The 13,818-nt window shown below is 56.0% G+C and carries 9 protein-coding genes; 4 read left to right on the top strand and 5 right to left on the bottom strand.

What is annotated here, in order from left to right; genetic code table 11:
• Positions 1-41 precede the first annotated feature (41 nt).
• The 3 genes from rsmF to yebS form a co-directional block, all read right to left on the bottom strand.
• Positions 42-1,484 carry a 16S rRNA (cytosine(1407)-C(5))-methyltransferase RsmF gene (rsmF, locus tag M8013_RS14215; protein ID WP_271268452.1) on the bottom strand — a complete coding sequence of 481 codons (1,443 nt, stop codon included), beginning with the start codon at positions 1,482-1,484 and terminating at the stop codon, positions 42-44.
• Positions 1,485-1,560: 76 nt separating this feature from the next.
• A complete protein-coding gene (locus tag M8013_RS14210; RefSeq protein WP_271268451.1) occupies positions 1,561-4,194 on the bottom strand; it encodes a PqiB family protein in 2,634 nt (877 codons plus the stop codon).
• Positions 4,163-5,446, bottom strand: coding sequence for a membrane integrity lipid transport subunit YebS (yebS, locus tag M8013_RS14205; RefSeq protein ID WP_271268450.1), 1,284 nt, complete (start codon positions 5,444-5,446; stop codon positions 4,163-4,165). Before yebS ends, M8013_RS14210 begins: the two co-directional genes overlap by 32 nt.
• 131 nt (positions 5,447-5,577) lie before the next feature.
• Between yebS and M8013_RS14200 the strand changes: the two genes are divergently transcribed.
• From M8013_RS14200 to htpX, 4 genes are all read left to right on the top strand, one after another.
• A complete protein-coding gene (locus M8013_RS14200; protein ID WP_271268449.1) occupies positions 5,578-6,075 on the top strand; it encodes a GAF domain-containing protein in 498 nt (165 codons plus the stop codon).
• A 97-nt stretch (positions 6,076-6,172) separates the two neighbouring features.
• Positions 6,173-6,859 (top strand): RNA chaperone ProQ, encoded by a 687-nt coding sequence (proQ, locus tag M8013_RS14195; protein WP_271268448.1) that lies wholly within the window; start codon positions 6,173-6,175, stop codon positions 6,857-6,859.
• A gap of 19 nt (positions 6,860-6,878) precedes the next feature.
• Positions 6,879-8,927 carry a carboxy terminal-processing peptidase gene (gene prc / locus M8013_RS14190; protein ID WP_271268447.1) on the top strand — a complete coding sequence of 683 codons (2,049 nt, stop codon included), beginning with the start codon at positions 6,879-6,881 and terminating at the stop codon, positions 8,925-8,927.
• Between the two features lie 193 nt (positions 8,928-9,120).
• Positions 9,121-10,002, top strand: coding sequence for a protease HtpX (gene htpX, locus M8013_RS14185; protein ID WP_271268446.1), 882 nt, complete (start codon positions 9,121-9,123; stop codon positions 10,000-10,002).
• Between the two features lie 46 nt (positions 10,003-10,048).
• Here the strand turns inward: htpX and M8013_RS14180 are convergent, their stop codons facing one another.
• Positions 10,049-11,422: an MFS transporter gene (locus M8013_RS14180; RefSeq protein ID WP_271268445.1), complete on the bottom strand. Its 1,374-nt coding sequence runs from the start codon at positions 11,420-11,422 to the stop codon at positions 10,049-10,051.
• A gap of 247 nt (positions 11,423-11,669) precedes the next feature.
• The gene (locus M8013_RS14175; protein WP_271268444.1) at positions 11,670-13,544 is read right to left on the bottom strand and encodes a coiled-coil domain-containing protein; all 1,875 of its coding nucleotides are present in this window, start codon (positions 13,542-13,544) and stop codon (positions 11,670-11,672) included.
• Between the last annotated feature and the right edge of the window lie 274 nt (positions 13,545-13,818).

Here is a 13,818-nt window from a genome sequence, read left to right as displayed (position 1 = left end):
GGTCAATGGAGAGCAAATCCGCCAGTAAAAAAATGCTTTTTTTAGCTGTCGTTGCGGTTACCGGTAAACAGTCGTCCGTCGCGCACCAGCTCGCGCGGATAGCTATTTTTCAGGCGCGAACCCACTTTTTTGGCATGACCAATCGGAAAACCTTGATACGTTACAACCGCATCATCGCCTGACGGCGTTTCATGCGGATAGACGTCGCGCCCGCGATACCACTCTTCGGCTTCCTGCTGAGTTAAGGCAAAGGTGTTGTCCTCACCGGCCAGTGCGATCACCGCCTCATGCTGCCAGCGAAAGCCTTTGTTGTGTGTCTCGGCCAGCCGGATGCCAATGCGCGAAAAGCGTACTTTACCGATCAGTGGCTCGATCTCCGTCGGGAATAACCACACTTCTTTATCACGCTGCCACAGGCGCAGATTATCGCCCCACACAATCCCAGCCTGACTGGCGGCTGCGGCGATCTGCGCGCTTTCGCGCGTTTTCATCGGCACAAAGGGGAAATTGCCCACCTTGTATTTAGGTGCAGGTAGGGGGGTGATGGCCGCGGTTTTGCGTAGACGGGCCACGAAGAAGCCTTCGCAGTCGAAGATTTGCGGGAATACGTGCAGGAATCCCTCTGGCGTGACGGCTTCACCGGCGCTGGCAAACAGCCCGTCCAGCGGCAGAATCTCAACGGCGTCGGGATACTGGGCTTGTAGCCACAGGCACACGGCTTCGTTCTCATCGCGGTTCAGGGTGCAGGTGGAGTAGACCAGCGTGCCGCCGGGGCGCAGGGCGTGAAATGCGCTGTCGATAAGCTCGCGCTGAGTGGCCGCGATCGCCAGATTGCTGTCGACGGACCAGTTTTTCAGGGCATCGGGATCTTTGCGCACCACCCCTTCGCCGGAGCAGGGGGCGTCAAGCAGGATCGCATCAAAGGCTTCCGGCAGTGCGGCACCAAAGACGCGACCATCGAAATGGGTCAACGCCACGTTACTGATCCCGCAGCGACTGATGTTGGCGTGCAGGACCTTCACGCGGCTGGCAGAAAACTCATTCGCCAGGATAGCGCCCTGGTTGCCCATGCGGGCGGCGATTTGCGTGGTTTTAGAACCTGGCGCGGCGGCAACATCCATCACTCTGGCAGGCATCTGTCCGTCAGCGAACAGGGCAGCAACCGGCAGCATGGAACTGGCTTCCTGGATATAGAACAGCCCGCTCAGATGTTCAGCCGTACTACCCAGCGGCAGCGCTTCTTCGTCGTCACGCTCGATCCAGAATCCCTCTTCACACCATGGAATGGGGGTCAGCTGCCAGTCGTACGGTGCCACCAGGGTCAGAAAATCGGTGACGCTAATTTTCAGCGTGTTAACGCGCAGGCTGCGGCGCAGCGGGCGCTGACAGGCGTCGATAAACGCATCAAAGGAGAGATGTTCAGGCAAGGCCTGGCGCATTTGCGCCAGAAATTCTTCAGGGAGATAGACGGAACGTTGAGCCACGGGCGCACCACAGGGAGTCAAAGAGGCGCGCAGTGTACCATAAACGCTCCGGTGGGTTGCCACCGGAGCGTCAGGGTTAACGCGGCAGGGCAGTTCCCCAGTTGCGCCACTCTTTCGGCTCGCTTTCCTGCAGCAGGAAGTGCTTACCGGGCTGCGACTTCGGTGCCAGCGGTGTGCCTGGCGGCGTGGCAAATGCAATGCCGCCGCGAATAAACTGATTAAAGGTACCGGTTTTCACCACGCCGCCGGTCAGACCAAAATCAAGCGTATAGCCGGATGCCAGCCAGAAGACCGAGTTGTTGCGCACCAGGTGCTGATAGCGATCGCTGATGCGCAGGCCAACCATCACCCGGTCGGAAAGCGTGCCCAGCGTCAGGCCCGTTACCGTACCCACTTCCATTCCGCGGAACAGCACCGGCGTACCAATGGCAAGCGAGGAGGCCTCCGGCACTTCCACCACGATGCTCAGACCGTCGAGATAACGTGAATCGGTAATGGTGGCCTCCTGCAGCTCAAAGTCGCGGCGCGGATTGCCCCGGCCTGGCTCGACGTTGATATAAGGCTGCAAGATGGTATCCAGATGCTCCACGCCAGCGGCAGAGATTTGCGGTGTCACCACCGAAAAACGCGTCCCGGCGCGGGCGAAGTTATCGACATATTCCGGGTACAGCACCGCCGTAGCCTGCACTTCGTTGCGGGAGGTGATCAGCTTCAGGGTCTGAATTTGCCCGATATCAATTCCCAGATAGCGCACCGGCATCCCTTCGGCGAGTTTACCCGCGTCAAAGGCGTGCAGAGTGATCTGTCCACCCACCGCACGGGCGGCAGTTTCTGATGCATAGAGGATCCGCTTATCGCCTTTGCGCTGGCTGGCGCTCGCTCCGCTCAGGTTATCGAAGCTGATTGCGCCGCGCAGCGCGCGGGAAAGCGGGGAGGCCTGCACCGTCAGCCCGCTACCGTTGAGCTGCACTTTCGCGCCGCCTTCGGCCCAGAAGACGCTGTTACTCGTCAGCAGCTTGCGGTATTCCGGCTTCACGTGGAGTTCGATATCGAACGCATTGGCGCGCGGTCGGACGGTGATCACTTCTCCCACCTGGAATTTACGGTACAGCACCACCGAACCCGCCTGAACGTCCGGCAGAGTTTCGGCCACCAGCGTCAGGGTGGTGGTAGGGAGATCGCTCAGGCTGTTTTCGATTGCCTTATCGAGATTGGCGAACAGCGGGTAGCTGTCGCGCATCGCCCCTTTTTCACCCGGTAAAATACGGATCCCGCCGCTAATCCATTCGCTGGCACTGGCCGCCAGAAACTCAACGCCGTCGAGACCGACTTTGACATCCACCCGACTGTTGACCACGAATTTACTGTCGCCATGCACCAGCTCGCGGTACTGCGGATCGATGGCGACGGAAAAGCTTACGCCCTTGCCGGTCAGGGTCCGTTCCAGCACTTGCCCAATCTGCACGCCGTGTAAGGTCAGCGGCTGACCGGCATCGATGCCGTAGCTTTCCGGCGCGTTAAGCGTCACGGTTAACACGCCCGGCTTTTGCAGCAGGGCTTTATCTGCCGGGGCGATCACAAAGCTGCTGCTCGGTTCCCCACCGCCAGGAAGCAGCTCGAAGGTACTGCCGGTGAGCAGGCTGCTGAGGTTGGCGTCGCTGAGGGACAGTTTAGGGTTACGCAACTCGATGCGGGTTTTTTCCCGCAGCAGATCGACCACGCTGGGATCGACGGTCATTTCGCCGGTCACTGAACCGCCGGGATTGAGCGTCAGGCGGGTGAGCTGTCCAACCTGTAAACCCTGGTACATCAGCGGCGTGGTGTCCGCTTTCAGACCATCGGCCGAGGGCAGGGCCAACTTCACAATCACGCCGCGCTGGCTGTGGGCCAGATCTTCGTACAGGCCGAAATCATCGTCCGGGGTGGCGGCCGTTGAGTTTTCCGGTGAATCAAAGGCAATGGCACCGTTGACCAGCGCCGCCAGGCTTTCGAGTTTGACTTTCGCTCCGCTCAGGCTCAGGTCGGCATCGACGCCGGAGACATTCCAGAAACGGCTGCCTTTTTTCACCAGCGAAGTAAAGCGCCGCTCGATCAGCACGTCGATTGTCACCCCCTGCTTGTTCGGGGTGATGGCGTAGTCGTATACCCGCCCGACCGGGATCTTGCGGAAATAGACCAGCGAGCCACTGTTCAACGAGCCGAGATCCGGGGCGTGCAGATGGATCATCAGATCGCCGTTATTGAGCCGGTAGCGAGGCTGGGTATCAAGGGCGGTAAAGTGATCCTGCGGTTCACCCTTGCCAGGCATCATGCCGATGTAGTTGCCCCCCACCAGCGCATCCAGCCCAGAGACTCCCGCCAGCGAGGCTTTGGGCGTCACCAGCCAGAACTGCGTCTCTTCACGCAGTGCATCCGCCATATCGGATTTGATGCTGGCGCGGACGTTGATTTTGTTCAGGCCTTTATCCAGCGAAATATCCTGAACGGTGCCAACCTCAACCCCCTGAAAACGCACGGGGGTGCGGCCAGGTACGATGCCGTCAGCAGTCTGGAAGGCGATAGTAATGGTATTGCCGCGATCCTCGTAGCTGGTCCAGATCAGCCAGCCGGCGATCATCAACGCGATGACCGGCAGCAACCAGAATGGCGAAATACGGCGTTTTGTTTTAATTCGCGCTTCAGTCGGCGAAGCGGGCGTTTCCTGACTCATGTGCATCCCAAAGTAAGCGGCTATCCAGCCATTCCACTGCAAGAATAGTCAATATCACCGCAGTACCGAAGTACAACGCGGCGGGTCCCATAGTAAAAGCAAGCAGCTGATCGCGGTTAATCAGCGACATCATCAACGAAATAACAAACAGATCCAGCATTGACCAGCGGCCAATCCAGGTGACAAAACGCAACAGCTGTATGCGGGTTTTTAGCCCTTGTTCACATTTGAAGTGAATACTGATCAGCAGGGTAAACATCACCACCACTTTGGTAAAGGGAACCAGGATACTGGCGATAAACACCACGGCGGCCACCGCGATATTACTGTCCGCCAGCGAGATAATCCCCGACATAATCGTATCTTCCTGCCGCCCACCGTTGACGTAAATTACCGAGATAGGCAGCAGGTTAGCCGGTAACAGTAGCACCATCGAGGCGATCAGTGCCGCCCAGCATTTTTGCAGGCTGTTGTTGCGCCGCAGCCGCAGAGGAATGTGGCAGCGAGGGCAGCGACCGCGCGCGTCGGGCAGCCCGGTGTAATGGCAGCCCAGACAGACCCGCAGCGCTGGGTTGTAGCGGGTCGCGGGGCGCTGAGGGTAGAAGCGCTCCCACAGCTGTTCGACGTTCAAATGGATCAGGGTCAGGATGCTTAAGATCACCAGTGCAATAAACGCAAACAGGCCGCCTCCTGGCTGTAAGAAGGCATAATCCTGAACTTTTATCGAAGCAACAACAATCCCCACCAGATAGATATCCAGCATCACCCACTCCTTCAGCTTCTCGAGCATCAGGAGCACCGGGCGCAAGTTCATCCCCAGAATATTGCCAAACCACAGGTAAGCGATGGCCGCCACCAGCACCACTGGGGCACCCACGGTACAAAACAGCACCATCGATGCGGTAAGGGGATCGCCCTGACGGGTCATCTGCCAGATCCCCTGAAACAGATTGGCGTCGATGTGTACGCCCAGCAGGTACAAACGCAGCAGCGGTTCATTCCAGGCAAACGGCATCAGCAGCATCATGGTGACGGCCATCGCCGCCAGTCGGGTCAATGACCAGTCACGTCCATCGCGGATTTTCGCGTTGCAGCGCGGACAAAAAGCACTTTGGTGTGATTTCATCTTTGGCAACGTAAAAAGCGTATCGCATTGGGGGCAACGCTGATAATGTGCACGAGGAAGCGCATCGCCGACCGTATAGACGGTTATCTTTTTAACCGGCGTTATTTTTGGTGTTTTAAGAGCCATGAGTCGCGCATTAAATGAATAGTTACTAGTTATCTTAACTCATGAATTGATTCATCTTGAGCATGAACGTAAATAATGCGTATTTTAATAAGCTATGCTGTAACTCTGTAAGACAACCAAGTGATTGAATAATGAACAAAACAGAATTCTACGCGGACCTAAATCGCGACTTTCAGGCATTGATGGCGGGAGAAACCAGTTTTTTGGCGACACTGGCCAATACCAGCGCGCTCCTCTTTGAGCGCCTGTCCGATGTCAACTGGGCCGGTTTTTACCTGCTGGAAGGCGAGACGTTAGTGCTGGGGCCTTTCCAGGGCAAACTGGCCTGCGTACGTATTCCTGTCGGACGCGGCGTGTGCGGTACCGCGGTGGCACACAATCAGGTGCAGCGTGTTGAGGATGTCCACGCATTCGACGGGCACATTGCCTGCGACAGCGCCAGCAACGCGGAAATCGTTCTGCCGCTGGTGGTTAATAATCAGATTATTGGTGTACTGGATATCGACAGCACTGTCTTCAGTCGCTTTACAGCCGACGACGAACAGGGCCTGCGCGAGCTGGTGGCGAATCTTGAAAACGTCCTCGCCGCGACCGATTATCAAAAATTCTTTGCGTACGTCGCAGGATAATCAACGGATAACGTAGCATTTACGGATGGCGTCATTATAATGTCGCCTGTTCATGCCTGCGGCTTGTCGGCAACGTCCGTTGTAATCAGGAAATTTCATGGAAAATCAACCTAAGTTGAATAGCAGTAAAGAAGTGATCGCGTTTTTGGCCGAACGTTTTCCACAGTGTTTTAGTGCCGAAGGCGAAGCTCGTCCCCTGAAAATTGGTATTTTTCAGGATCTGGTAGCACGTGTTGAAGGTGAGATGAGTCTCAGCAAAACCCAACTGCGTTCTGCCCTGCGTCTTTATACTTCAAGCTGGCGTTACCTTTACGGTATCAAAGCCGGTGCGACGCGTGTTGATCTCGACGGCAACCCTTGTGGTGTGCTGGATGAGCAGCACGTTGAACATGCTCGCAAACAGCTTGAAGAAGCCAAAGCGCGCGTCCAGACCCAGCGTGCCGAACAGCAAGCGAAAAAACGCGAAGCTGCAGCGGCCAATGGTGAGGAAGAAGCGCCTCGTCGCGAACGCAAACCGCGCCCAGCGCCGCGCCGCAAAGAGAATACCGAGCGTAAGCCACGTGCTGATCAACCAGCGGCTAAAGCCCCGCGCGCGCCTCGTGAAGAGCCGCGTCATACTCCGGTTTCTGACATCAACGCCCTGAGCGTCGGTCAGAATCTGAAAGTAAAAGCGGGTAACAATGCGATGGACGCCACCGTACTGGAAATCACCAAAGATGGCGTTCGTGTACAGCTGACTTCTGGTATGTCAATGATTGTACGCGCAGAACACTTGTTGTTCTGAAACGGAGGCCAGGCCCGGCATGAACACATTTTTTAAGCTCACCGCGCTGGCGGGCCTGTTTGCCATAACAGGTCACGCCTTCGCTGTGGACGAGATTACGCGTGTTGATCAAATTCCTGTTTTGAAGGAAGAGACTCAACACGCAACGGTCAGTGAGCGCGTTTCGTCGCGCTTCACCCGTTCGCACTATCGTCAGTTCGACCTCGATCAGGCTTTCTCGGCTAAAATTTTCGACCGCTATCTGAACCTGCTGGACTACAGTCATAACGTCCTGCTGGCGAGCGATGTCGAACAATTTACCAAAAGACAATCTGTCGTCGGCGATGAGTTACGCAGCGGCAAACTGGACCTGTTCTACGACCTGTACAACCTGTCGCAGAAACGCCGTTTTGAGCGCTATCAATACGCGCTCAAGGTGCTCGAGCGCCCGATGAATTTCACGGGTACCGACACCTTTAATCTTGACCGCAGTAAATCGCCGTGGCCGAAAGATGAAGCCGAGCTCAACATGCTGTGGGACAGCAAAGTTAAATATGACGAGCTGAGCCTCAAACTCACTGGTAAAGATGAGAAAGAGATCCGCGAAACGCTGACCCGCCGCTACAAATTTGCCATTCGTCGCCTGGCGCAGACCAACAGTGAAGACGTGTTCTCGCTGGCGATGACGGCCTTCGCGCACGAAATCGATCCGCACACCAACTATCTGTCCCCACGCAACACCGAACAATTCAACACGGAGATGAGTCTGTCTCTTGAAGGGATTGGCGCTGTGTTGCAGATGGACGACGACTACACCGTGATCAACTCCATGGTCGCCGGTGGCCCGGCAGCCAAAAGCAAGGCGATTAGCGTAGGCGATCGCATTGTCGGTGTGGGTCAGACCGGGCAGGGCATGGTGGATGTTATCGGTTGGCGACTGGATGACGTGGTGGCGCTGATCAAAGGGCCGAAAGGCAGCAAAGTCCGCCTCGAAGTGCTGCCTGCCGGTAAAGGCACCAAGACCCGTATCGTTACCCTGACCCGCGAGCGTATCCGTCTGGAAGATCGCGCGGTGAAAATGTCGGTGAAAACCGTCGGTAAAGATAAGGTCGGCGTGCTGGATATCCCTGGCTTCTACGTGGGACTGACGGACGACGTCAAAGTCCAGCTGCAGAAGCTCGAAAAACAGAACGTGAAGAGCGTGATCATCGATCTGCGCACTAACGGCGGCGGCGCACTGACCGAAGCGGTATCGCTTTCCGGTCTGTTTATCCCGTCCGGTCCGGTGGTGCAGGTGCGCGACAACAACGGTAAAGTGCGTGAAGATGCCGATACCGATGGCGTTGTGTACTACAAAGGTCCACTGGTGGTGTTGGTCGATCGTTTCAGCGCCTCGGCGTCTGAGATCTTTGCCGCAGCAATGCAGGACTACAGCCGCGCGCTGGTGGTCGGTGAGCCGACCTTCGGTAAAGGCACGGTGCAGCAGTACCGCTCCCTGAACCGTATTTATGACCAGATGCTGCGCCCGGAATGGCCTGCGCTGGGCTCCGTACAGTACACCATTCAGAAGTTCTATCGCGTAAATGGCGGCAGTACCCAACGTAAAGGTGTGACCCCGGATATCATCATGCCAACTGGCAACGAAGAGACGGAAACCGGCGAGAAGTTCGAAGATAACGCCCTGCCGTGGGACAGCGTCAACGCTGCCACCTACGTTAAGTCGGGTGATATCAGCCAGTTCGGACCTGCGTTACTCAAGCAGCACGATGAACGCATCGCCAAAGATCCTGAGTTCCAGTACATCGCGAAGGACATTGCCCGTTTCAATGCCCTGAAAGCGAAGCGCAATATCGTCTCTCTGAACTACGCTCAGCGTCAGAAAGAGAATGACGAAGATGATGCGACGCGTCTGGCGCGCATCAATGACCGCTTCAAACGCGAAGGCAAACCGGAACTGAAAAAACTGGACGATCTGCCTAAGGATTACCAGGAGCCCGATCCGTATCTTGATGAGACGGTCAAAATCGCCATTGACCTGGCGAAGCTCGAAAAAGACCATCCTGCCAGCGACCCCGCTCCGGCAAAATAGTCTCCCAACAGGCACAAGAAATTGTGCCTGTTTTTTTGTTAACCGCATCACGTCGTCAGCCAGTGATTTGAATGTGTAAAGTTGTGTCTTTCTGGTGACTTACGCCCCGACAACCCTTGAAAATGCGCGGAATAACCCTACGATGTGGGTAATCGTTAAGTGCGTTTTGTTAAACAGAGGTTAAAAGAATATTATGATGCGAATTGGGCTTTTCCTGCTCACTAACCTTGCGGTTATGGTGGTTTTCGGGCTGGTACTCAGCCTGACAGGAATCCAGTCAAGCAGCATGACGGGCCTGTTAATTATGGCGCTGCTGTTTGGTTTTGGCGGCTCCATTATCTCGCTGCTGATGTCAAAGTGGATGGCGCTAAAATCTGTGGGTGGCGAGGTTATCGAGCAACCGCGTAACGACATGGAACGCTGGCTGATGACCACCGTGGCGAATCAGTCCCGCCAGGCAGGGATTGCGATGCCGCAGGTCGCTATTTATCACGCACCGGATATTAACGCGTTTGCGACCGGCGCACGCCGCGACGCCTCTCTGGTGGCGGTCAGCACCGGGCTGTTACAGAACATGAGCCGTGACGAAGCCGAAGCCGTTATTGCCCATGAGATCAGCCACATTGCCAACGGCGACATGGTCACCATGACCCTGATTCAGGGTGTTGTGAACACCTTTGTGATCTTTATCTCGCGTATTCTGGCGCAGATCGCGGCCGGATTTATGGGGGGTAACCGTGAAGAGGGCGAATCAAACAACGGCAATCCGCTGATCTACTTTGCTGTCTCAATGGTACTGGAGCTGCTGTTTGGTATTCTGGCAAGCATCATCACCATGTGGTTCTCTCGTCACCGGGAGTTTCACGCGGATGCAGGTTCCGCAAAACTGGTGGGCCGCGAGAAGATGATTGCCGCGCTGCAGCGTCTGAAAACCAGCTACGAGCCGCAGGAAGCGTCCACGATGATGGCGTTCTGTATCAACGGTAAATCGAAGTCGTTGAGCGAGCTGTTTATGTCTCACCCGCCGTTGGATAAGCGCATTGAAGCGCTGCGAAACGGGGAATACCTGAAGTAATCCGGCAGGTGAAAAACTGAAAGCGCGTCTTAAGACGCGCTTTTTTTTACTCCGATGTCTGCGGCTGTGTCACCCGCAGGCCGCTGATGATCGCCGCGACGGTCGCCAGTGCACCGGCTGTAAACAGCGCCACGTGGGTGCCGCCCTGGCCAAACAGGTTGAACATTAACGCCACCAGTGCCGCACCGGTGCTTTGACCCAGCAGTCTGGCAGTGCCCAGCATCCCGCTGGCACCCCCGCTGCGATGGCGGGGCGCTGCGGTAATAATCGTATGGTTATTGGGCGACTGGAACAGGCCAAACCCGGCACCACACAGAACCATCCGCCAGATAATATCCAAATCGTGAGGGGCTGCCGGCAGCAGGGCCAGTGCAAACAGACCCACGGCCATCACGCCCATACCTAGCGTCCCCAATAGTCCCGCATGCACCCGACCAATCAGGTAGCCCGCCAGCGGTGCCATTACCATGGTCGCCAGCGGCCAGGGAGTCAACAGCAGGCCGGTTTCCACTTCCGATCGGCCAATCACGCCTTGCAGGAAAAAGGGCAGCGAGACCAAAGCCAGCATCTGCGCGCAAAACGAACAAATCGAGGTGCCGATGGAGAGGGAAAAGAGCGGAATGCGCAACAGATCCACCGGTAGCAGCGGCACCGGAAGCGCCAGCTGGCGACGAACGAAAAAGAAACCGACGATCAGCAGAGCGATAATTTCGGCGCCGATCAGCGTCAGCGACTGACCTTGTGCAAAGCCGCTCAGGGCGGTGATCAGCAGGCCAAACGTCAGGGCGTTCATTACCGCGCTTGGCAGATCGAACTTCGGCATAGTGCTTTTGGTCCCGTTAGCCGGGAGATAGCGCAGGGCGAACAGCAGGGCGATGATACCCAGTGGGACGTTGATCAAAAATAGCCACTGCCAGGAGGCGACGGAGAGGATCGCCGCCGCAATCGTTGGGCCCGCCGCAGACGACACGGCAACAATAAACGAGTTAATACCCATCCCTCGCCCCAGCTGGCGCTGCGGATAGATAAGCCGAATCAAGGCCGTGTTGACGCTCATTAGCGCTGCGCCGCCGAACCCTTGAGCAATACGCGCCAGCGTCAGCAGGTGTAGCGTATCCGAAAGGGCGCAAAACAAGGAGGTGATCGTAAACACCACCAACCCGCACTGGTAGACCCGACGATAGCCAAACATATCACCGAGAAACGAAAACGAGAGCAGCGAGATAACAATCGCTATCTGGTAGGCGTTAACAACCCAGATCGAACTGGCAGGGGAGGCGTTCAGGTCGCTGGCGATGGTCGGCAGGGCGACGTTGGCGATCGCGCCATCCAGCACGGCCATCGAAATACCGATAATAATCGTAAAAATTGCGCCATACCGCTGCGGCAACGGCAGGCCATCTGAGGGAGCTAGAGTCATGGGGATTAATTAGCATTATGGTGATTATTATGAGGATAGTGAGTTTAGCACCGTTATTTTGGTTGTATGTCGCAGATTTGTAACCAGGTTAGCCAGTAATCAGGCCCGTGACGCGATGTGGAATTGATAAAAAAACGATTCAGGATTACATAAAGCGCGTCTTTTGACGCGCTTTATAGATGCTTGCGATCGCCGCTATGTCACACTACGTAGCGGCGGCTAGCGTTATCACCCATTAACGTGCGGATCACCAGTTACCGTGGAAACCGCCGCTCTGCGCAGAACCACCACCAATATGGGATCCACCGCCCAGCCCATGTGCGCTCGCGCTATTCGCCGCATTATTACTGCCGTTACCGGTGCCACCATGCGTTGAGGTAGAACGCTGATCGTGATTTTGCCCACTTCTTACCAGCGTTTTCTGGAAATAACTCGATGGCATTGGAACAGAAACCTGAACCTGTGGATCGAACTGAGCCACCGCTCCTGCCGTCGTTGTCTGCTCCGTACCATTCACCGTAACGCTGACAGGTGTGTTCGGATTCAGGGTCGTTGCTGCAACATTGATCGTCGCCATGGGTTGGCTGTCCATACCCACGAAGCGTGCATCATGAGCAATCACTTCCTGGTGTTCTAAAATAGCCTGTTTCATCGCGGCTGCGCGTTCAGCGCTCATATCAGGTGTATCAAGGTGAGGCGTTGGGTTAGCGACCTGCGCCGCCGTTTCTGCTGTGGTCAAGGCGGCAACCTGTGATGCGGTGCGCAGCTGGTTAGCTTGAGCCAACGCCGCACCTTGCGCGTCATTCAAGGCGGCAACCTGTGATGCGGTGCGCAGCTGGTTAGCCTGAGCCAACGCCGCACCTTGCGCATCGTTCAGGGCGGCAACCTGTGATGCGGTGCGCAGTTGGTTAGCCTGAGCCAATGCTGCACCTTGCGCGTCGTTCAGGGCAGTAACCTCTGATGCGGTACGCTGCTGATTAGCTTGAGCCAACGCTGCACCTTGCGCGTCATTCAGGGCGGCAACCTGTGATGCGGTACGCTGCTGATTAGCCTGAGCCAATGCTGCACCTTGCGCATCGTTCAGGGCAGTAACTTCTGATGCGGTACGCTGCTGATTAGCCTGAGCCAATGCTGCACCTTGCGCGTCGTTCAGGGCAGTAACCTCGGATGCGGTACGCTGCTGGTTAGCCTGAGCCAATGCTGCTCCTTGTTTATCAGCCAGGTCTTTTGCAGCCTGTTGGGCATCAGCCAGTGCGACCGCTTGATCATTAGCGCGATGCTGATTAGCGGCAGTTAATGCAGCGCCATCAGCATTACTGTTCATCGGGGTGCCAGTCGGATCGTTTTTGGTGCCCATGTTGGCAATCTGCTTATCAGCGCGATCTTTTGCTTCCTGCTTAGCATCAGCCAGTGCGACGGCTTGATCGTGACCACGATGTTGGTTAGCGGCGGTTAACGCCGCACCCTTTTCGGCGTCGTTCTGGGCCGCAACCTGCGATGCAGTGCGCTGTTGGTTAGCCTGCACCAACGCCGCGCCTTTTTGCGCGTTGTTCAGGGCAGTAACCTGTGATGTGGTGCGCTGCTGGTTGGCCTGAGCCAATGCCGCACCCTGCGCGTCCTTCAGGGCGGTAGCCTGTGATGACGTACGCTGCTGGTTGGCCTGAGCCAATGCTGCACCTTGCGCGTCGTTCAGGGCAGTAACCTGTGATGCGGTACGCTGCTGATTAGCTTGAACCAATGCTGTACCTTCCGCGTTATTCTGGGCGGTAACCTGTGATGATGTGCGCTGCTGGTTGGCCAGAACCAACGCTGCACCCTGTTTGTCAGACTGGTCTTTCGCAGCCTGCTTAGCATCAGCCAGTGCGACGGCCTGATCATTTGTGCGGTGCTGGTTTGCGTCAGTCAGGGCTGAGGCAGTCTTAGGATTGTTGAAGGTGTCCACCTGATTCTGGGTCAACTCACCTGCGCTGACACCAAACCAAACCGATCCGTTCTGCAGGACAGAGTAGGTGCCGTCGGCGGCATGTGCGACGATTTGACCGTGAGTGTGGTCAACGGTTGCATACGCACTGGAGGTTGTCACAGCAGTCAATACGAGAACAGCGATTGTCGAGAGTTTCATTATTTTTGCCATCAAAAGTAGTTAAGTTAATTATTTTTCGTAGAGAACTAACTTGACGTAAATTGACATTGCTAACTTTGCGCTACGACAATAAAAGTGTGATATCCATCGCAAATTTGATTTTAGTGGGGGGCGGAATCCGATTTGCAACAAACCTGCGCCATGGCAATTGCAGGACCCCGAAGGGTTATTTCAGGTCAATTAATAAGCCCTGGGGGCATTATTTTTGATAATTGGGCTATTACCGCATTTATTTTGGTTGTATGTCGCAGAT

The sequence above is a fragment of the Silvania confinis genome (assembly GCF_025564085.1).
Taxonomy (GTDB): domain Bacteria; phylum Pseudomonadota; class Gammaproteobacteria; order Enterobacterales; family Enterobacteriaceae; genus Enterobacter; species Enterobacter confinis.
The sequence above is the reverse complement of the archived record's forward strand: the minus strand, read 5'-3'. Positions and strand labels throughout refer to the sequence as shown.

Coding starts and splice junctions, on each gene's coding strand:
- yebS (WP_271268450.1), bottom strand. CDS start 5,446: ATGGCTCTTAAAACACCAAAAATAACGCCGGTTAAAAAGATAACCGTC.
- htpX (WP_271268446.1), top strand. CDS start 9,121: ATGATGCGAATTGGGCTTTTCCTGCTCACTAACCTTGCGGTTATGGTG.
- M8013_RS14180 (WP_271268445.1), bottom strand. CDS start 11,422: ATGACTCTAGCTCCCTCAGATGGCCTGCCGTTGCCGCAGCGGTATGGC.
- M8013_RS14175 (WP_271268444.1), bottom strand. CDS start 13,544: ATGAAACTCTCGACAATCGCTGTTCTCGTATTGACTGCTGTGACAACC.
- proQ (WP_271268448.1), top strand. CDS start 6,173: ATGGAAAATCAACCTAAGTTGAATAGCAGTAAAGAAGTGATCGCGTTT.
- M8013_RS14200 (WP_271268449.1), top strand. CDS start 5,578: ATGAACAAAACAGAATTCTACGCGGACCTAAATCGCGACTTTCAGGCA.
- M8013_RS14210 (WP_271268451.1), bottom strand. CDS start 4,194: ATGAGTCAGGAAACGCCCGCTTCGCCGACTGAAGCGCGAATTAAAACA.
- prc (WP_271268447.1), top strand. CDS start 6,879: ATGAACACATTTTTTAAGCTCACCGCGCTGGCGGGCCTGTTTGCCATA.